This is a genomic window from Agromyces sp. NPDC056389 (assembly GCF_042262385.1).
Taxonomy (GTDB): domain Bacteria; phylum Actinomycetota; class Actinomycetes; order Actinomycetales; family Microbacteriaceae; genus Agromyces.
Genome location: NZ_JBHJPN010000001.1, coordinates 670,054 through 688,812 on the forward strand (window position 1 = coordinate 670,054; position 18,759 = coordinate 688,812).

An 18,759-nucleotide genomic window follows, 5' to 3' on the forward strand; every position below is an offset into this window, starting at 1 on the left:
CTTCCGTTCTCTGGTCCGCTGATCGCGGATCTGTAATATGTGACATATTACTCCGCTCCATCGACGGTGGCAACCGTCGGCTCGTCGACATCGGGGCGCACGGTCGCGGCCGCGACGACGCCGCTCTCCCGCATGAGCGCCGCAACCTCGCCGAGCCGCACCGGTGCGAGCACCGGGCGCCGGTCGAATCCCTCGGGCGCCCCGCCGGCATCCGCCACGATCGCTTCGACCGCCCGGCCGCAGGTGCGCCCCTGGCAGGGACCCAGCCCGGCCCGCGTCGCGAGCTTCATGGCCCGGAGCGGCGCATCGGCCCGGTCGGCGATCGTACGGCGCGTGACGTTCTCGCACCGGCACACGACGGTGTCGTCGGCGAGCCACGACGTCCAGCCGGGCCGGATGCCGTGCGCGCGCTCGAGTCGCGCCGCGAAGGCGTGCATGCGTCGTCGCACGGCGAGCGGACCGCGGATGCGGTCGTCGTCGAGTGAGCCGCCGGCGGCCATGAAGCCCGCCACGGCGCCTTCGGCGAGCGCGGCATCCGCACCGCCGATGCCGGTGATCTCCCCGGCCGCGTAGACGCCGGGCACGCTCGTGCGCTGCGCCTCGTCGATGACGACGAAACGCCCGCGGCGATCCCCCTCGATCGCGGCCCCCAGCGCGATCGCCACCTCGAGGCGCGGCGTGAACCCGTGCCCGAGCGCCACGGAGTCGCACGCGACCTCCCGCTCGGTGCCGGCGATGGGCCGCCACTCGGCATCGAGCGCCGAGACGACGACGCCCTCGACCCGATCTGCGCCGAGCACTCGCACGACGCCGCTGCCGATGCGGTACGGGATGCGGTGGCGGGCGAGCGCGCCCACGTACTCGACGAGTTCGCCGGCCTTGCCCGCGAGCTGCCACGGCCGCGGCAGCCACCCCGCCGCGAGCGCGCCGAAGCGGGATGCCTCGTGCACCCCGACGACCTCTGAACCGGCGATGGCGAGCGACTGCGCGACGGGCAGCAGGAACGGCCCCGCACCGCTCACGACCGTGCGCCGCCCGACCGCGACGCCGTCGCGCTTCGCGAGCGCCTGGGCGGCGCCGGCGGTCGTGACGCCGGGAAGCGTCCACCCGGGAACCGGCAGGGCGAGATCGTGGGCGCCCGTCGCGACGACGACGGCGTCGGCCTCGATGTCGAGCGCCGTGCGCCCCGCGGCATCCGCAGCACCGACCACGGCACGCAACCGCACACCGCCATCGGATGCCTCGGCCGACCAGACGCTCGCCCCGCTGTGCACCTCGGTGCGGTCGAGCACTCCCCTGAGCCGCTCGAACCGCGCCCACCCGTGCTGGAGGCGCCGATCGGTGAGCTCTTCGTGATGCCGCCAGTACTGGCCGCCGAGTCGGCCGCCCTCGTCGAGCAGCGTGACGTGCGCTCCGGCGGCGAGCGCGGCCTGCGCCGCGGCGAGCCCGGCGGGGCCGCCGCCGAGGATCGCGACGCGCCGCACTCCGGTCGTGCCGGTGAGGCCGGTCGCGCGCGTCACGCGCGCACCTCGCGCTCCACCCGGTCGCCGTCGACGGCCTCGCGCTGGCACGCGCGCACGCCCTCGACGTCGTTCACGGTCACGAGGCAGTCGTGGCAGACGCCGATGCCGCAGAACACACCGCGGTCGCCCGTTTGCGCCGTGCGCCACGCCGTGCGACCAGCGCCGATGAGCACGCCGGCGATGGTCTGGCCGTCACGCCCTTCGATGGCCTCGTCGTCGACGGTGATGCGGATCATGCGGTCTCCTGCAGGCTGGCCCGGCCCGGCAGGAACGGGGTCGGGTCGAGATCGGTGGATGCGCCGAGCACGGCGTGCGCGACGAGTTCGGCGGTGGCGGGCGCGAGTCCGATGCCGGCGCCCTCATGACCGGTCGCGTGCACGAGGCCCGCGACGTCGGGGTCGGCGCCGATGACCGGCAGGTGGTCGGGAGCGTACGGGCGGAAGCCGAAGTAGCTGCGGAGCAGCGTGGTCGCCTCGAGGAAGGGGAACAGCCGCAGCGCCTTCGCCGCGATCGCCGCAGCGGGGGCGACGCCCGGCCGGTCGTCGAACCCGACGCGTTCACGGCTCGAGCCGATCAGCACCGTGCCGCCCGGGGTCGACTCCACGACGGTCGAGGTCTGCAGGGCTGCGTCGCCCGAGCCGACGGCACCCACGTAGTCGCTGTCGTAGACCTTGTGGAAGACGCGTTGCGGCATCGGCGTCGTCACGAGGATCACGCCGCGTCGCGGTCGGATGTCGAGGCGGGCACCGAGGCGCGCCGCGACCTCGCCGGCCCAGGGCCCCGCGCAGTTCACGACGACATCGGCCGCGATCGGCCCGGCCGTCGTCATCACGCCCGAGAGGTGCCCCGGCCGGCCGAGCGAGCCGGTCACCTCGCCGATCAGGAGTCGGGCGCCGGCGCGGATCGCCGTGTCGAGCAGCGCCTGCGTCGCCGTCGACGGCTGGATCTGTGCGTCGTCGGGATAGTGCACGGCGTGCACGACCTCGGGAGACAGGTGCGGCTCGGCCGCGGCGAGCGCCGCGACATCCATCGCCTCGGCGCGGATGCCGGTGACCCGCTGCGCCGCGGCGAACCGCTCGAGCGCCGCCTCACCGCCGTCGAATGCGACGACGATGCCGCCCTTCGCCTCGAACTCGGTCGCCGGCTGGCCCGGCGGCCGGTCGGCGTCGAGCCGCTCGGCGAGCTCCCGCCACATCGCATTCGAGGCGACCGCGAGGTCGGCCTCGGCTCCCGGGGCCTTGTCGCTGACGAGCAGGTTGCCCTCGCAGCGACTGGATGTCTCGCCGGCCACGCCGACCCGGTCGATCACGACGACGTCGGCGCCGCCCTCGACGAGCGCCAGCGCGCATGCGGCACCGACGATGCCCGAACCGATCACCGCGACTCGCACGATGCACCTCCTCCTCGTCGCCAGTCAACCACCGAGGTAGGCCTCGATGACACGTGGATCCTCCGCGAGATCGGCGGCCGGGCCCTCGAGCGTGGCACTGCCGGTCTCGACGACGTACGCTCGATCGGCGATCTTCAGGGCGGCGCGGGCATTCTGCTCGACGAGCAGCACCGTCGTGCCCGCCGCGTTCACCGCGGCGATGATCTCCATGACCTGCTTCACGACGAGGGGCGCGAGGCCCATCGACGGCTCGTCGAGCAGCAGCAGCTTCGGCCCGCCGATCAGCGCCCGGCCGATCGCGACCATCTGCTGCTCGCCGCCCGAGAGGGTGCCGCCCTGCTGCGCGCGCCGCTCGGCGAGGCGCGGCATCATGGCGTACACCTCGTCGAGCCGCGACGCGATCGCCTGCTGGTCGCGCACCGTGTAGCCGCCGAGCAGCAGGTTCTCGTGCACCGTCATGGTCGAGAAGATCCGTCGCCCTTCCGGGACGTGGATGAGCCCCGCGGAGACGATGTCCCATGGCTTGGCCGTCGTGAGGTCCATCCCGTTCCAGGTCACCGAACCCGAGCGCGGGCGCACGAGGCCCGAGAGCATGTTCATGGTCGTCGACTTGCCCGCGCCGTTGTTGCCGAGCAGGCACACGATCTCGCCCTCGCCGACCGTGAAGCTGAGCTCGCGGAGCGCATGCACCCTGCCGTAGACGACGTCGGCGTCGCGTACTTCGAGCAGCGTCATGATGCGTCCTCGCTCTCGTCGACGCCGAGGTAGGCCTCGATCACGGCCGGGTCCCGCTTCACGACGTCGGGAGCCCCGTCGGCGATCTCCTTGCCATAGTTCAGGACCACGATGCGTTCGGCGAGTTCCATGACGAGTCCCATGTCGTGTTCGATGAGCACCACGGCGACACCGAGCCCCCTGATCTTCCGGATGAGTCGCATGAGCGCCTGCTTCTCGTTGAAGTTCAGGCCAGCAGCGGGTTCGTCGAGCAGCAGGAGCTTCGGGCTCGTGGCGAGCGCGCGCGCGATCTCGACCCTGCGCTGCTCGCCGTACGGCAATTGCGTGACGTAGAGCTGCTCGTCGTCCTCGAAGCCGACGAAGTCGAGCCAGCCCCGAGCCTCGCGGACGCACGCCGCTTCGGCGCGACGGTAGCCGGGCGTGTGCAGCAGCGTCGCCCAGAACCCCTCGCGGAGGTTCGCGTGCATCGCCGTCGTGACGTTCTCGAGCACCGACAGCTCTCGGAACAACCGGAGGTTCTGGAACGTGCGCGCCATCCCCCACTTCGTCACCCGTGACGGGAGCACCCGGTAGAAGCCGAAGCTCTGCAGGAGGTTCACGAGTCCGAGCCGGCGCCAGATTCCGGGCACGGCCGGCACGATCGCCTTGCCGTCGAAGACCACCGAGCCCGCCGTCGGCAGGTAGAAGCCCGAGATGCAGTTGAACGCACTCGTCTTGCCGGCCCCGTTCGGCCCGATGACCGCGAGGATCTCGCCCTCGCGCACCTCGAAGCTGAGTCCGTCGACGGCGGTCACGCCGCCGAACTGCAGCCGGAGGTCGCTCACCTCGAGCAGGGCGCTCATACGCGGTCTCCTTCGTGCGCATCGGTCGTCGGCGTGCCGTCGACCGACTCCATGACGCTCGCCGGCACGGCGGTCGCCTCGGTGAAGGCCGGCGGAATCGGGCGGGTGCGCCGCAGCCAGGGCAGCACGGCGGTGGCGGGCCAGAGCCCTGAGGGACGGAACAGCATGACGACGACGAGCAGCACGCCGAAGATCAGGTAGCGCCACTCGGCGAAGTCGCGCAGCAGCTCGGGTGCGAGCGACACGAACAGCGCGCCGATGATGACCCCGGGCGTCGAGCCCATGCCGCCGAGCACCACGGCCATGAGTATCAGTGCCGAATAGAGGAACTGGAAGCTGTTCGGGCTGATCGCCGAGAGGTGGGTCGCCATCAGCTGACCGGCCATGCCGGCCCAGACGGCACCGATGATGTAGGCCGAGATCTTGGCGATGTAGGTGTTGATGCCCATCGCCTCGGCGGCGTCCTCGTCGTCGCGCACGGCCTTCCAGGCACGACCGAGGCGCCCCTTGGCGAGTCGCCCGGCACCGATCACGCCGACGACGATCACGACGAGTGCGACGAAGTAGTAGAACACCACGCGCTCGGGGAAGTCGATGCCGAACAGGTTGAAGCCGTCGTCGAAGCTCCACGGGCCGAAGCTCCAGGTGGGGATCCCGTGGATGCCCGACGGGCCTCCGGTGATCTTCAGGTTGTTGGCCGTGATGCGGATGATCTCGCCGAACCCGAGGGTCACGATCGCCAGGTAGTCGCTCCTGAGGCGCAGGGTCGGCGCACCGATGATGATGCCCGCCGTGATGCAGGCGACGATCGTCGCGATGAGCGCGGCCCACATCGGCCAGCCGAGCACCGTCGTGAAGATGCCGGAGATGTAGGCGCCGACGGCGAAGAACGCGATGTAGCCGAGGTCGAGGAGCCCGGCGTAGCCGACCACCACGTTCAGGCCCATGCAGAGCATCACGTAGATGAGCGCACTCGTGGCGATCGACATCGTGTAACGGGAGGCGTCCACGAACGGCAGCACCGCCACCAGGATGACGGCCACGAGGCCGAGCGCCCGCATGAAGCCGCGCTGGGAGGTGAAGACGCCGTTCGGCGCCTGCGGCCGCTCGAACAGCGGCGCGGGGGCACGCAACGGCACGTGCTTCAGGGCGTGGTCCAGATCGCGGGCCATGTCACATCCTCTCCACGACGCGGGCGCCGAGCAGGCCCGTGGGTTTCAGCGTCAGGAACAGGATGAGAAACCCGAAGGCGAACACATCCCGCCATTCGCCGCCGAACCATGCCGAGCCGAATGACTCGAGCATGCCGAGCAGCACGCCGCCGAGCATGGCGCCGTACAGGTTGCCGATGCCGCCGATGACGGCGGCGGTGAACGCCTTCAGCCCGATGATGAAGCCCATGAGGAAGTCGATCGACCCGTAGTAGGCGCCGGCCATCACGCCGGCGGCCCCGGCGAGCGCGGATCCGATGAAGAACACCATCGCGATCACCCGGTCGACGTTGACGCCCATGAGCTGCGCGCCGGTCGGGTCGAGGGCGATGGCCCGCATCGCGCGGCCCTGACGCGTGCGTTCCACGATGTGGGCGAGCACGAGCATGAGCACGGCAGCGATGACGACGAGCACGATCTGGGAGGCGGTGACGCGCATGCCGAGCACGTCGAACCCGCTCGATTCCAGGCGGATCGGGAACGCCTCGGGGTTCGGACCGAAGATCTGGCGCACGCCGTACTCGAGCGTGAACGAGACGCCGATCGCCGTGATGAGCACCGCGAGCCGCGGGCTCCGGCGCAGCGGACGGTAGGCGATGCGTTCGATTCCGACGCCGATGAGGCCGGTGGTGACCATCGACAGCAGGAGCACCACGAGCAGCAGCGGGATCGAGGTCTCGTTCGAGATGCCGAACGCCGAGAGCGTGAAGAACCCGACGAAGGCGCCGAGCATGTAGATGTCGCCGTGCGCGAAGTTCAGGAGCTTGATGATCCCGTAGACCATGCTGTAGCCGAGCGCGACGAGGGCGTAGAACGATCCGACGATGAGACCGTTCCAGATGAGCTGCATCATTGCAGAGAAGTCCTTCCGACGAGTCGGGGCGGGGCCGGGGCCCCGCCCCGCCGCGTCAACCCTGCAGGTCGTCCTCGAGGACGAACGCGCCGGTCGTGGGATCGATGGCGACGATCACGAATCCGCCGCCCGACAGGGTGTGGGTGTCGGTGAACGTGAGCGGCCCGGCGAAGGTGTCGAAGTCCTTCAGGCCCTCGAGCCCAGCCACCACGTTGTCGAACTCGGTGTCTCCGGCATCCTCGATGGCCTGCGCCATCACGCGCACGGCGTCGTACGCCTGAGTCGAGTAGGGGCCGGGCGGGTTGCCGGCGAGCTCCTCGTAGTCGGCGATCCACTGGTCGGCGCCCTCGATCATGTCGGGCGTCTGCGTGAAGGTGCCCACGACGTCGTCGGTGTAGCCCTCGCCCGCGATCTCGGCGAACTTGGCATCGACCGAGCCGTCGGCGACGAGGAACACGCCGTCGAATCCGGCATCCTGCGACTGGCGGGCGATGAGTCCGCCCTCCTGGTAGTAGCCGGTCCAGTAGACGAGCGCGGGCTGCTCGGTCGCGAGCGTCGTCGCGACCGCGGAGTAGTCGTTCTCACCGGGGGTGACGGTCTCGCTCACGACGACGTCGAGTCCGGCGGCGGTGGCCTGCTCGGTGAACGCGCCCGCGAGGTCGGCCGAGTAGCTCGTCGCGTCGTCGACGACCGCGACGTTCGTCGCACCGATCTGCTTCGCGTACGTCACGGCGGCTTCGGCCTGCTGGTCGCCGGTGCCGTTGATGAGGAAGACACCGGGCAGGCCCTGGTCGACGAGTTCGTTCGAGTTCGCGGCGGGAATCACCATCGGGATGCCGGCCTCGTCGAAGATCGGCAGCGTCGGGAGCGTCGCGCCCGAGCAGTAACCGCCGACCGAGGCGACGATGCCGTCGGTGACGAGCTTATTGGCGCCCGACACCGCGGTCGTCGCGTCGCACGCGTCGTCTTCGACGAGGAGCTCGAGGTCGCGGCCGAGCACGCCGCCGTCGGCGTTGATCTCGTTCACGGCGAGCTGCGCGCCGTTCTGCATGTACTCGCCGAACGCCGACTCGCTGCCCGAGAAGGGCGCGAGCATGCCGATCTTGATGGGTCCGTCGTCGGCGGCTTCCGACCCTCCACCGGCGAGGCCGCTCGAGCATCCCGCGGTCAGTGCGAGGACGCCTGCTGCGGCGGCGACGTGGAGGAGGCGCTTGCGGCGCCGGGATCCGAACTGCATGTGACTCTCCTTCGAGTACGACAGTGCCTCATCGCCGGATGGCGATATGTGACATATTACTGCCACGGACGCTGCGCGCAAGCCGGTGCGCCACGGACGGCGCGGAGGCGGACCTCAGTCCTCGTCTTCGCCGCTCCAGATGCCGCCGACATGCCCGATGTGGCGGCGCATCAGCTCAGTCGCGGCATCGCCCTCGCCGTCGATGAGGAGTTGCACGAGCTCGGCGTGCTCAAGCGCCGATTCGGTCAGGGCACCCGTCTCGGCGAGCTCGACGAGCCCGGTCAACCGCGTCTGCTCGCGCAGCTCGCCGACGAGCGACACGAGGAACTGGTTGCCGGTCAGCTCGAGCAGGGTCATGTGGAAGGCCGTGTCTGCCTCGAGGTAGTCCTGGAACCGGCCCTCATCGCCGGCACGCACGATCTCGGCGGCGAGTTCGCGCAGTCGCCCGGCCGCAGCGTCGGACACGTGCCCGGCGAGCTGGCGCATCGGCGGCACCTCGAGCAGCAGTCGCACCTCGCGGAGCTGGCGGAGCTCGTCGAGCGACACCTCGGTGACCCGGAATCCGCGGTTGCGCATCGGCGCGAGGAATCCGCGGCGGGCGAGGTTCAGCATCGCCTCACGCACCGGGGTCGCGCTGACACCGAACTCGGCGGCCATCGTGGGAACGGTGAGCACCGCGCCGGGCTCGTACTCGCCCGCGACGATGCGCGACGACATCGCGCGCTCGACCTGTTCTCTCAGGCTCACGACCTCCGCCAGCAGCGACGAGTCATTCATAGCGGCTTCCCTGGTACGTCATGCACCACAGCGTAGTCGCGGGTGCCGCTGCAGATGGCGCCCTGTGACCCGCGTGCCGCAGCGGAGCAGGCCCTGCGTGTCATGATTGCCCTGCGCCGTGAGGCGCGGAACGGGGGTGGTCGCATGGCGATCGAGTTCGCACGATCGGCGCGATCCACCGTCGGGCTCGAATGGGAGATCGCGATCGTCGATCGCACCACCGGAGAGCTGGCCTCGGTGGCCGGCCAGGTGCTCGACGCGCTCGATGCGGGCAGCGAGGGCGAGCACCATCCGTTCATCACCTCCGAGCTCCTGACGAACACCGTCGAACTCGTGAGCGACGTGCACGAGACCGTGGCGGGTGCCGTCGCCGACCTCGAGCACCAGCTCGCCGAGGTGCGCGCCGTCATCGACGGCATCGGCGAGTACGATCTCGTCTGCGCCGGCTCCCACCCGTTCAGCCAGTGGTACGACCAGCACCTCACCGACAAGCCGAGGTATCACAAGCTCATCGAGCGCACGCGCTGGTGGGGTCGCAACATGATGATCTGGGGCGTGCACGTGCACGTCGGCATCGAGGACCGCGACAAGGCACTGCCGATCCTCGACGGCCTCCTCGCCTACCTCCCGCACCTGCAGGCGCTCTCGGCCTCGAGCCCGTTCTGGGCCGGCGTCGACACGGGCTACGCCTCCAACCGCGCCCTCATGTTCCAGCAGCTGCCGACGGCCGGGCTGCCCTATCCGCTCGCCGACTGGTCCGCCTACGAGCGCTACGTCGACGACCTCGTGCGCACGGGCGTGATCGACGACCACAGCGAGGTGCGCTGGGACATCCGACCGTCGCCGAAGTGGGGCACGGTCGAGGTGCGCGTCTGCGACGGCCTCTCGACCGCCGCCGAGATCGCCGCGATCGGCGCGCTCGTGCAGTGCCTCGTGGAGTGGATGAGCACCCGGCTCGACGAGGGGGGCACCCTCACGGTGCTCCAGCCCTGGTACGTGCGCGAGAACAAGTGGCGAGCTGCGCGGTACGGTCTCGAGGCCGAGGTGATCACGGATGTCGCGGGCACCGAGCGCCCGGTCGCCGACGATCTGCGCGAGCTGCTGACCACCCTGGCGCCGATCGCCGATCGGCTCGGCTGCGGCGCCGAGCTGCAGCAGGTGCGCGCCATGCTCGATTCCGGTGCGAGCTACACCCGCCAGCTGCGGGTCGCAGAGGCAGCAGGCGGCGACCTCCGGGCCGTGGTGGCCCACCTCGCCCGCGAGCTGCGCGACGGCATCGAGAACGAGCCGCCCGCGGCATCCGCCACCGCCTGACGATGCAGCGACCGCCGACTAGCCCGGCAGGCGCCGTGTGCGGATCAGCTCGGCGTACCAGAGCGCGCTGTCTTTCGGCAGTCGCTCGAAGGTGTCGTAGTCGACGCGCACGATGCCGAAGCGCTTGGAGTAGCCGTAGCCCCACTCGAAGTTGTCCATGAGTGACCAGACCTGGTAGCCGCGCAGGTCGACGCCGCGCGCCATCGCCCGGTGCGCCGCGGTGAAGTGCCGGCGCAGGTAGTCGATGCGCTCGACGTCGTGCACGGCGGGCCCGTCGGGGCCCTCGACGACGACATCGGGGAAGGCGGCACCGTTCTCGGTCACCATGAGCTGCAGCTCGGGGTAGCGCTCGCTGAGCGAGACGAGCAGGTCTTCGAGGCCCGAGGGGTCGATGTTCCAGCCCATATCGGTGTATGGCCCCGGCTGTACGAGGAACTCGACCTGCTCCGACCCGGGCCACGGCGTGCCGCCCATGTCCTTGTGGCCGTCGGCGTTCACGCGCGGCGAGACGCCGTCCCACATGTCGACCGTCACGGTCGAGTAGTAGTTGACGCCGAGCAGGTCGATCGGCTGGGCGATCAGCTCGCTGTCGCCCGGCAGCACGAACGACCAGTCGGTCACCTCCGCAGTGTCGGCGATCACGTCGGCCGGGTAGCCGTCGCCGAGGAGCGGCCCGAGGAAGACCCGGTTCGCGAGGCCGTCGATGCGGCGGGCGGCTTCAGCGCCGCCGTCTCCCGACGGCCGGATCACGTGGAGGTTCAGCGTGATCGAGTAGCCGGGGTCGTTCGTCACGACCCCGCGGAGGGCGGTGATCGCGAGTCCGTGCGCGAGGTTCAGGTGATGCACCGCGGCGAGCGCCTTCGCGCCGTCCATGAGGCCGGGGGCGTGCGCGCCCGATCCGTAGCCGAGGTACGCGCTGCACCACGGCTCGTTGAGGGTCGTCCACACGGCCACGCGGTCGCCGAGCCGCTCGCCGACGATGCGGGCGTAGTCGGCGAAGGCGAGGGCGGTGGCGCGGTTCGCCCAGCCGCCCTCGTCTTCGAGCGCTTGCGGCAGGTCCCAGTGGTAGAGCGTCGCGATCGGGCGGATGCCGCGGGTGATGAGCCCGTCGACGAGGCGCTCGTAGAACGCGAGGCCCGCCTCGTTTGCCTCGCCACGACCGGACGGCTGGATTCGCGGCCAGGCGATCGAGAACCGGTACGCCTCGAGGCCGAGCCGCACCATGAGGTCGAGGTCTTCCTCGAGGCGGTGGTAGTGGTCGCATGCGGTGTCGCCGGTGTCGCCGTTCCAGACCTTGCCCGGGGTGTGGCTGAAGGTGTCCCAGATCGACGGGCCCCGGCCGTCTTCGTGCACCGCGCCCTCGATCTGATACGAGGCCGTGGCCGAACCGAAGAGGAAGTCCTCTCCGAACTCGAGGCCGGTGTCTCGGTAGTCGGGGGTGCCGATCGCCATCGTCCAGTGCTCCATTTCCCCGCGGCCGGAACGCCGCGGATCTCACTGTACCGCGCCTCGCTTACAGACTTGTAAGCAAATCATCCGATGCCGCTCGGCACCGCGGCTGCACCGCTCCGGCATCGCCTAGGGTCGAGGAATGGAGACTCCGCCGATCCTCGAGACCGCAGCCTTCCGAGCGGAGCTCCAGCCCGATCGGGGCACGAACGGCGGCTACTCGCTCGTCATCGACGACGTCACGCAATCGCACGTCAACCCCGACGACCCGCGCGACCTGCAGCTGCCCTATGTTCGCCGCATCGCCGCCGTGCTCGCCACGCTTCCGGGCGAGGCGCCCGCGGTGCTGCATCTCGGCGCGGGCGCCCTCACGCTCCCGCGGTACGTGCACGCCCTGCACCCCGCGAGCCGCCAGCGCGTCGTCGAGCTGTATCCGGAGCTGCTCGCGTACGTGACGCAGTACGTGCCGCTGCCCGCCGACGCCCCGATCGAGCTCGCCATCGGCGACGCCAGAGCGGAGGTGCAGCGGCTCGCCGGCGACGGCGACGATCAGTGGGACCTCGTGCTCGTCGACGTCTTCTCGGGCGGCGCCGTGCCTCGCCACGTCACGACGATCGACTTTTTCGCCGAACTCGTGGCGCTCCTGTCACCCGGCGGCGTGGTGATCGTCAACTGCCTCAACGGGGCGGAGCCGAGGGTGACGGGCGACACGCTCGCCGCGGTGCTCGACCTGCTCCCCCACGCGCTCGTGATCGGCTCGGAAGCCGTGCTCAGGCGTGTGGCGCCGGGCAATACGATCATCGTGGCTTCGCGTCATCCGCTCGACCCCGAATCGGCCGAGCACTGGCTCTCGACCGACCCGCTGTCGGTGGCGACCGGCGCGACCGTCGTCGACGGCCCCGCCCTCGAAGAGCTCGCGGGAACCGTGCGGCACGACGCCTAACCGGAGATCCAGGTCGGCACCGGCTCTCCCTCGATCAGCGCGCTGGGCGCCTCGATCGATCCTCGCGGAGCACGGCTGCGAGCTTGACCCGGTAGACCGCGAGCACTGAGAAGAGCGCGCTCAGGTCGACCTTCTCGGAGGTCGGATCCTCGAGCTCCTTGAGCCGGATCGGACGGATCCTCGCGACCTCGGCGACCTGCTTGTGCGTCGCATTGCCGCGGCTCTTGACGAGGAAGTCGGCCAGTGCCGCCCGGTCGCCGAGGACGCGATGCGTCTCAGTCGCGAGGTCGATGCGACTGTGCCCGATGTGCAGGTGGCCGCAGTGCTGGCAGGTGTACCAGCTCGTCGACGAGTCCTCGCGGAGCTTGCCCGGAATCTCGATCTCACTCCGATATCGGCGCTTGAACTCCCACTGGCCGCCGCGCTCGGTCTTGCACTCGCGAGGCGCGTTCGCAGCGTCGAGCACCAGCTCCGCCATTCCTGCGCACCGAGGCGTGCAGTACAGCCCCTGGTAGACCGGAACCCCGGGGCCGCCGAGCTTCTGGGCGCACTTCCTGCAGCGCTGTCGCTCGGGGAAGCGCTTCTCCTGAGCCATGGCCGACGCTAGCGGCGCAGCATCTTCTGCAGGGCCGCGAGCTCTTCTTCGCTCGGTGCGGCCTTCGCCCCGCCGCCGCCCAGGCCGAAGCCCGAACCGGTCGGCGTCGTCGCGGCGCCGGGCGTCGCGCCCGAGGCGATCGCCGCGTTCTCGGCGGCGCGCTTCGCGGGGTTGCCCGAGCGCGAGGAGTTCGACTTCTTGCCCTTGCCCGACTGGCGCTTGCCGCCGCCGTGGCTGCCGCCGCCGGGCAGCGGACCCATACCCGGGATCTGCGGCACGCCGCCGCGGGCGACGGTCTTCATCATCTTCGCGGCCTGCTCGAAGCGCGCGACGAGCTGGTTCACGTCGGTGACGGTCATGCCCGAACCCTTGGCGATGCGGAGGCGACGCGAGCCGTTCAGGAGCTTCGTGTTCTCGCGCTCGGCGGGCGTCATCGACTGGATGATCGCCTCGGTGCGCACGATCTCGCGCTCGTCGAAGTTCTCGAGCTGCTGCTTCATGCCGCCCGCGCCCGGCAGCATGCCGAGCATCTTCTTGATCGAACCGGCGCCGCGCAGCTGCTGCATCTGGCCGAGGAAGTCGTTCAGCGTGAAGGTGTCGGTCGCGAACTTCTCGGCGACCTTCATCGCCTCTTCCTCGTCGAACGCCGACTGCGCCTGCTCGATCAGGGTGAGGATGTCACCGAGGTCGAGGATGCGGCTCGCCATGCGGTCGGGGTGGAACGGTTCGAAGTCGTCGAGCCCCTCACCGGTCGAGGCGAAGATGATGGGACGGCCGGTGACGGAGGCCACGCTGAGCGCGGCACCACCGCGTGCGTCGCCGTCGAGCTTGGTGAGCACGACACCCGTGAAGTCGACGCCCTCCTGGAAGGCCTTCGCGGTGTTGACGGCGTCTTGACCGATCATCGCGTCGATGACGAAGAGCACCTCGTCGGGGTTCGTCGCCTTGCGGATGTTCGACGCCTGCTTCATGAGCTCGGCGTCGACGCCGAGACGACCGGCGGTGTCGATGATGACGACGTCGTGCAGCGCGCGCTCGGCGTGCTTCACCGCGTCCTTCGCGACCTTCACGGGGTCGCCCGAGCCGTTGCCGGGCTCGGGGGCGAAGACCGGCACGCCGGCCTGGCCGCCGACGACCTGCAGCTGGTTCACGGCGTTCGGGCGCTGGAGGTCGGCCGCGACGAGCAGGGGCGTGTGCCCCTCTTTCGCGAGCCACTTCGCGAGCTTGCCCGCGAGGGTGGTCTTACCGGCACCCTGGAGGCCCGCGAGCATGATGACCGTCGGCGGGTTCTTCGCGAACTGCAGTCGCCGCTGCTCGCCGCCGAGGATGCGGACGAGCTCTTCGTTGACGATCTGCACGACCTGCTGGGCCGGGTTCAGCGCCTTGTTGACCTCGTCGCCGAGTGCGCGTTCGCGCACGTGCGCCGTGAACTCCTTGACGACGTCGAGCGAGACGTCGGCGTCGAGCAGCGCGCGACGGATCTCGCGGACGGTGCCGTCGACGTCGGACGCGGAGAGCTTGCCCTTGGTGCGGAGATTCTTGAAGGTCTCGGCGAGGCGGTCAGACAGGTTTCCGAAGGTAGCCATGGTTCGCCAAGTCTAATTGAGGTCGGATGCCGCCTCTGCCGCGTTGCTCGCGATGCCGCGGTCCCGCGTCGCAGCGCACGAAACGAGGAGATATGCGATTCCGAGGGCCGATCAGACCGCGCCCGTCCTCGGAATCGCAGATCTCCGCTTCTCGGCGGAATCGGCGGCGGGGACAGCCGTGCTCACGCGTCGAAGCGGAGGTCGACCATGTTGCGGTGGATGTCGATCGACGCCACGAGGCGCGAGTCGATGTCTTCGGGCGCGAGCCCGAACTCGAACTCCGCGAAGGTCTCGCCGTCGCCGTCGGCGTCGGGCCGGAGGTCGACGCGCACGAGGCTCAGCGAGCAGAGCGCATCGATGTCGCGGTCACCCGAGTCGCGGGTGATCGCGTCGCCCGCGACATCCGCGTCGTCGCCGCCCAGCACCGAACGGAGGAACAGCGAGACGGGGCTCGAACCCGAGTCGAGCTGGCCGACGAAGACGCCGCGCAGTTCGTCGTCGATGAGCTCGAGCTCGCCGACCATCGTCGCCGCTGCGTCGAGTGACGCACTCGAGACGTCGTCGGAGTCGGCGTCGAGCACGACCTCGACGTCTTGATCGCCGTACTCCTTGCGCTCGGCCCAGTAGTCGCCGATGAGTCCGAAGTAGTCGTGTTCGATGGCCATGTCGTTCTCCTTCTCAGCCGACGAGCTTCTGTGCGAAGACGTGCGGCGTGAATCCCGTGAGGTCGCCGATGCCCTCGCCCTGTCCGATGAGTTTGATGGGCAGGCCGGTCTTCTCCTGCACCGCGAGCACGAAGCCGCCCTTCGCGCTGCCGTCGAGCTTCGTGAGCACGAGGCCGGTGACCCCGCCGTGCTCGATGAAGGCCTCGGCCTGCGCGAGGCCGTTCTGCCCAGTGGTCGCGTCGAGCACGAGCAGCACCTCGCTGATCGGAGCCTGCTTCTCGACGACGCGCTTGATCTTGCCGAGCTCGTCCATGAGCCCGCCCTTGGTGTGCAGGCGGCCTGCCGTGTCGATGATGACGATCTCTGTGCCGTCGCGCTTGGCCTGCTCGACGGTCTGGAAGGCGACGGACGCCGGGTCCTGGCCCTCGCGCTCTGGGCGCACGATGCCGACGCCGGCGCGCTCGGCCCACGTCGCGAGCTGGTCGACCGCCGCCGCACGGAAGGTGTCGGCCGCGCCGACGACGACGGTGCGGTCGAAGGTACGGAGGAACCGCGCGAACTTGCCGATCGTGGTCGTCTTGCCGACGCCGTTGACGCCGACGACGAGCACGACCGCTGGCCGCTCGGTGAGCTTCAGCGTGGGGTCGTACTTCGCGAGCCGCTCCTCGACGATCTCGCGGAGCATCCGCTGCACGTCTTTGGGATCGGTGGTCTTGAACCGCTCGACCTGCGCGCGGATCTGCGCGACGATCTCCTCGGTGACCGATGGGCCGAAATCGGCCCGGATGAGTGCGGACTCGAGGTCGTCCCACGTGTCCTCGTCGATCGTCTTCGCGCCGAAGACCCCGCGGAGTGCCGCGCCGAGCGACCAGGATGCACGTTCTGCCATGTCTCCAGCCTAGAGCGCGAGCCGGCTACACCGATCCAGTCGGGCCCCGCAAGGGGTTGCCGGTCATGCTCGGGAACGGGAGCCTCGGAGGAACGGAAGGAGTGCGGATGACCATCGTGGGATTCCACGCCTCGCACGAACAACTCCCGCCGAGCCGCCTGCTCGAGGCGGTCCGGCGCGCCGAGCAGGCGGGCTTCGACGCCGCGATGTGCAGCGACCACTTCGAACCATGGAGCGTCCGCCAAGGACACTCCGGATACGCGTGGAGCTGGCTCGCCGCCGCGCTCGAGGCCACCCGGTTCTCGCTCGGCGTCGTCACGGCACCGGGTCAGCGCTACCACCCGGCGGTCGCCGCGCAGCGGATCGCGACCCTCGCCGAGATGTACCCCGGGCGATTCTGGGCAGCGATCGGCAGCGGCGAAGCGATCAACGAGCACATCACGGGCGACCCCTGGCCCGACAAGGACGAGCGCGACGCGCGCCTCGGCGAGACCGTCGACGTCATGCGTCGCCTGCTCGCGGGTGAACAGGTCTCCGCTGCCGGCCGCATCCGGGTCGACCGCGCGCGCATCTGGAGCCTGCCCGAGTCGCCTGCCCCACTGTTCGCAGCGGCGGTGAGCACCGAGACGGCGCGCGAGGCCGCCGCTTGGGCCGACGGCGTCATCACGGTCGACCAGTCGCCCGACGAACTCCGGGCCTTCATCGACGCCTATCGGGATGCCGGCGGGCGAGGGCCCGTCTCGGTTCAGGTCCACCTGAGCTGGGCACCGACCGACGAGGAGGCGCGCTCGATCGCGCACGACCAATGGCGCCAGAGCCTGGTTCCGGCGCACCTGGCCTGGGAGCTCGAGACGCCGGAGGACTTCGACGAGCGCACCTCGGGAGTCTCGGCCGAGCAGGTCGCAGAGACCCTGCCGGTCTTTGCCGATCCCGGCCGGCACCTCGAGCACCTGACGGCCATCGCCGAGCTCGGGGTCGATCGCATCTTCCTGCACCACGTCGGCACCGAGCAGGCCGCATTCATCGACGCGTTCGGCGAGCACGTGCTGCCGGCGCTCACGGAGGTCGACCGATGAGGATCACCGACCGAAGCGACCTGTGGTGGAAGACCGCGGTCGTCTACTGCCTCGACGTCGAGACCTACATGGACTGGAACGACGACGGCTTCGGCGACTTCGAGGGTCTCGCGCACCGGCTCGACCACTTGGCCGAGCTCGGGGTCACGTGCATCTGGCTCATGCCCTTCCAGCCGAGTCCCGACCGCGACGACGGGTACGACATCACCGACTTCACGGGCGTCGATCCCCGACTGGGCTCGCTCGGAGACGTCGGCGAGTTCACCCGCACCGCTCGCGACCGGGGCATGCGCGTCATCATCGACTTCGTCATGAACCACACCTCCGACCGGCATCCGTGGTTCACGGCGGCACGACGCAGCCGCAACTCGCCCTACCGCGACTACTACGTGTGGCGTGACGAGCCTCCGGCGAAGCAGGCCGCGACGGTGTTCCCGGGCGAGGAGGACAGCGTCTGGGAGCTCGACGAGCGCAGCGGCCAGTACTACCTGCACAGCTTCTACCGGCATCAGCCCGACCTGAACATCGCCAACAGCGCGGTTCGCGACGAGATCGCGAAGACCCTCGGATACTGGCTCGAGCTCGGGATCTCGGGGTTCCGGGTCGATGCGGTGCCGTTCCTGATCGAACCGCCCGAGGGGGTCGACATCGGCGATCCCCATGAGTTCCTCCGCGACATCCGCCGCTTCCTGCAGCGCCGTTCGAGCGAGGCCGTCCTCCTCGGCGAGGTCAACCTGCCGTACGAGCAGCAGCTCGAGTTCTTCGGTCGTGCAGGCGACCCGCCCGAGCTCACGATGCAGTTCGACTTCCTCGGCATGCAGGCGCTCTACCTCTCACTGGCACGGGAGGATGCACGCCCGCTCGCGGAGTCGCTCGCGAAGCGCCCCGCGCTCGAGCCCGAGGCGCAATGGGCCAACTTCGTGCGCAACCACGACGAGCTCACCCTCGACAAGCTGAGCGAGGCGGAGCGTCAGGAGGTATTCGAGGCGTTCGCGCCCGAGGAGTGGATGCGCGTCTACGACCGGGGCATCGCCCGCCGGCTGCCGCCGATGCTCGACGGCGACCCGCGGCGCATCCGCATGGTCTACAGCCTGCTCTTCTCGCTGCCGGGCACGCCCGTGCTGTTCTACGGCGAGGAGATCGGCATGGGCGAGAACCGCGACGAGGGCGGCCGCATGACCGTGCGCACGCCGATGCAGTGGACCGCCGGCAGGAACGGCGGCTTCTCGAGGGCAGCGCCGCGCCGACTCCCTGCGACGCCGCCGACGGATGGCTACGCACCCGAACATGTGAACGTCGAGTCGCAGATGCACGACGCCGATTCACTGCTCAGCATCATCCGGAGCTTCGCGGTGCGCTATCGCAGCTCCCCCGAGATCGGCTGGGGCCGCCACGAGGTACTGCCGAGCGGGCAGGACGCGGTGCTCGCGCATCGCATCACCGCGGATGTCGGACGGTTCATCGCCGTGCACAACTTCGCGCCGACCCCGACGGTCGTGTCGCTCGAGCTGGGACCGGTGCCGCCCGATTCCGTGCTCTCCGACCTGTTCGCGGTCGACACCTTCGAGCTCGACGAGCGCGGGCGAATCGACGTGCACCTCGACGCCTACGGCTACCGCTGGTTCCGGGTCGTCGACCCCGACGACCGCAGGCTCACCTGAGCTCGCGACGCCG

Annotated in this window: 18 protein-coding genes; 4 read left to right on the plus strand and 14 right to left on the minus strand. The window is 69.9% G+C overall.

Going from position 1 to position 18,759, the window contains the following annotated elements:
* Window positions 1-47: 47 nt before the first annotated feature.
* The 9 genes from ACFCVM_RS03235 to ACFCVM_RS03275 form a co-directional block, all read right to left on the minus strand.
* On the minus strand, window positions 48-1,520 hold the full coding sequence (locus ACFCVM_RS03235; RefSeq protein ID WP_375833771.1) for an FAD-dependent oxidoreductase: 1,473 nt from the start codon (window positions 1,518-1,520) through the stop codon (window positions 48-50).
* Window positions 1,517-1,759, minus strand: coding sequence for a (2Fe-2S)-binding protein (locus ACFCVM_RS03240; protein ID WP_115957588.1), 243 nt, complete (start codon window positions 1,757-1,759; stop codon window positions 1,517-1,519). Before ACFCVM_RS03240 ends, ACFCVM_RS03235 begins: the two co-directional genes overlap by 4 nt.
* On the minus strand, window positions 1,756-2,913 hold the full coding sequence (locus ACFCVM_RS03245) for an NAD(P)/FAD-dependent oxidoreductase (protein ID WP_375833774.1): 1,158 nt from the start codon (window positions 2,911-2,913) through the stop codon (window positions 1,756-1,758). Before ACFCVM_RS03245 ends, ACFCVM_RS03240 begins: the two co-directional genes overlap by 4 nt.
* A gap of 24 nt (window positions 2,914-2,937) precedes the next feature.
* A complete protein-coding gene (locus tag ACFCVM_RS03250; RefSeq protein WP_375833777.1) occupies window positions 2,938-3,648 on the minus strand; it encodes an ABC transporter ATP-binding protein in 711 nt (236 codons plus the stop codon).
* Window positions 3,645-4,490 (minus strand): ABC transporter ATP-binding protein, encoded by an 846-nt coding sequence (locus tag ACFCVM_RS03255; RefSeq protein WP_375833779.1) that lies wholly within the window; start codon window positions 4,488-4,490, stop codon window positions 3,645-3,647. The genes ACFCVM_RS03250 and ACFCVM_RS03255 overlap by 4 nt, the downstream gene beginning before the upstream one ends.
* A complete protein-coding gene (locus tag ACFCVM_RS03260; RefSeq protein ID WP_375833782.1) occupies window positions 4,487-5,662 on the minus strand; it encodes a branched-chain amino acid ABC transporter permease in 1,176 nt (391 codons plus the stop codon). The genes ACFCVM_RS03255 and ACFCVM_RS03260 overlap by 4 nt, the downstream gene beginning before the upstream one ends.
* 1 nt (window position 5,663) lies before the next feature.
* The gene (locus ACFCVM_RS03265) at window positions 5,664-6,554 is read right to left on the minus strand and encodes a branched-chain amino acid ABC transporter permease (protein WP_056009660.1); all 891 of its coding nucleotides are present in this window, start codon (window positions 6,552-6,554) and stop codon (window positions 5,664-5,666) included.
* Window positions 6,555-6,609: 55 nt separating this feature from the next.
* Window positions 6,610-7,791 (minus strand): branched-chain amino acid ABC transporter substrate-binding protein, encoded by a 1,182-nt coding sequence (locus tag ACFCVM_RS03270; protein WP_375833786.1) that lies wholly within the window; start codon window positions 7,789-7,791, stop codon window positions 6,610-6,612.
* Window positions 7,792-7,905: 114 nt separating this feature from the next.
* On the minus strand, window positions 7,906-8,568 hold the full coding sequence (locus tag ACFCVM_RS03275; RefSeq protein ID WP_375833789.1) for a GntR family transcriptional regulator: 663 nt from the start codon (window positions 8,566-8,568) through the stop codon (window positions 7,906-7,908).
* Between the two features lie 144 nt (window positions 8,569-8,712).
* On the opposite strand from ACFCVM_RS03275, the gene ACFCVM_RS03280 reads away from it, so the two are divergent.
* Window positions 8,713-9,882 (plus strand): glutamate--cysteine ligase, encoded by a 1,170-nt coding sequence (locus tag ACFCVM_RS03280; RefSeq protein WP_375833792.1) that lies wholly within the window; start codon window positions 8,713-8,715, stop codon window positions 9,880-9,882.
* An 18-nt stretch (window positions 9,883-9,900) separates the two neighbouring features.
* Here ACFCVM_RS03280 and ACFCVM_RS03285 read toward each other — a convergent pair whose 3' ends face one another.
* Window positions 9,901-11,334 (minus strand): GH1 family beta-glucosidase, encoded by a 1,434-nt coding sequence (locus ACFCVM_RS03285; protein ID WP_375833795.1) that lies wholly within the window; start codon window positions 11,332-11,334, stop codon window positions 9,901-9,903.
* 139 nt (window positions 11,335-11,473) lie between these two features.
* Here ACFCVM_RS03285 and ACFCVM_RS03290 point away from each other — a divergent pair, with 139 nt between their 5' ends.
* Window positions 11,474-12,274 (plus strand): spermidine synthase, encoded by an 801-nt coding sequence (locus ACFCVM_RS03290; RefSeq protein WP_375833799.1) that lies wholly within the window; start codon window positions 11,474-11,476, stop codon window positions 12,272-12,274.
* Between the two features lie 34 nt (window positions 12,275-12,308).
* Here the strand turns inward: ACFCVM_RS03290 and ACFCVM_RS03295 are convergent, their stop codons facing one another.
* From ACFCVM_RS03295 to ftsY, 4 genes are all read right to left on the minus strand, one after another.
* Window positions 12,309-12,869, minus strand: a complete 561-nt coding sequence (locus tag ACFCVM_RS03295; RefSeq protein WP_375833801.1) for a hypothetical protein — start codon at window positions 12,867-12,869, stop codon at window positions 12,309-12,311.
* Window positions 12,870-12,877: 8 nt separating this feature from the next.
* A complete protein-coding gene (ffh, locus tag ACFCVM_RS03300) occupies window positions 12,878-14,455 on the minus strand; it encodes a signal recognition particle protein (RefSeq protein ID WP_375833804.1) in 1,578 nt (525 codons plus the stop codon).
* Window positions 14,456-14,637: 182 nt separating this feature from the next.
* Complete coding sequence (locus ACFCVM_RS03305; protein ID WP_375833806.1) at window positions 14,638-15,120, minus strand: DUF2004 domain-containing protein; 483 nt, start codon at window positions 15,118-15,120, stop codon at window positions 14,638-14,640.
* Between the two features lie 13 nt (window positions 15,121-15,133).
* The gene (gene ftsY, locus ACFCVM_RS03310) at window positions 15,134-16,009 is read right to left on the minus strand and encodes a signal recognition particle-docking protein FtsY (RefSeq protein ID WP_056651254.1); all 876 of its coding nucleotides are present in this window, start codon (window positions 16,007-16,009) and stop codon (window positions 15,134-15,136) included.
* A gap of 107 nt (window positions 16,010-16,116) precedes the next feature.
* On the opposite strand from ftsY, the gene ACFCVM_RS03315 reads away from it, so the two are divergent.
* The gene (locus ACFCVM_RS03315) at window positions 16,117-17,085 is read left to right on the plus strand and encodes a TIGR03885 family FMN-dependent LLM class oxidoreductase (protein WP_375833810.1); all 969 of its coding nucleotides are present in this window, start codon (window positions 16,117-16,119) and stop codon (window positions 17,083-17,085) included.
* Window positions 17,082-18,746 carry an alpha-amylase family protein gene (locus ACFCVM_RS03320; protein ID WP_375833813.1) on the plus strand — a complete coding sequence of 555 codons (1,665 nt, stop codon included), beginning with the start codon at window positions 17,082-17,084 and terminating at the stop codon, window positions 18,744-18,746. Before ACFCVM_RS03315 ends, ACFCVM_RS03320 begins: the two co-directional genes overlap by 4 nt.
* The last annotated feature ends 13 nt before the right edge of the window (window positions 18,747-18,759 follow it).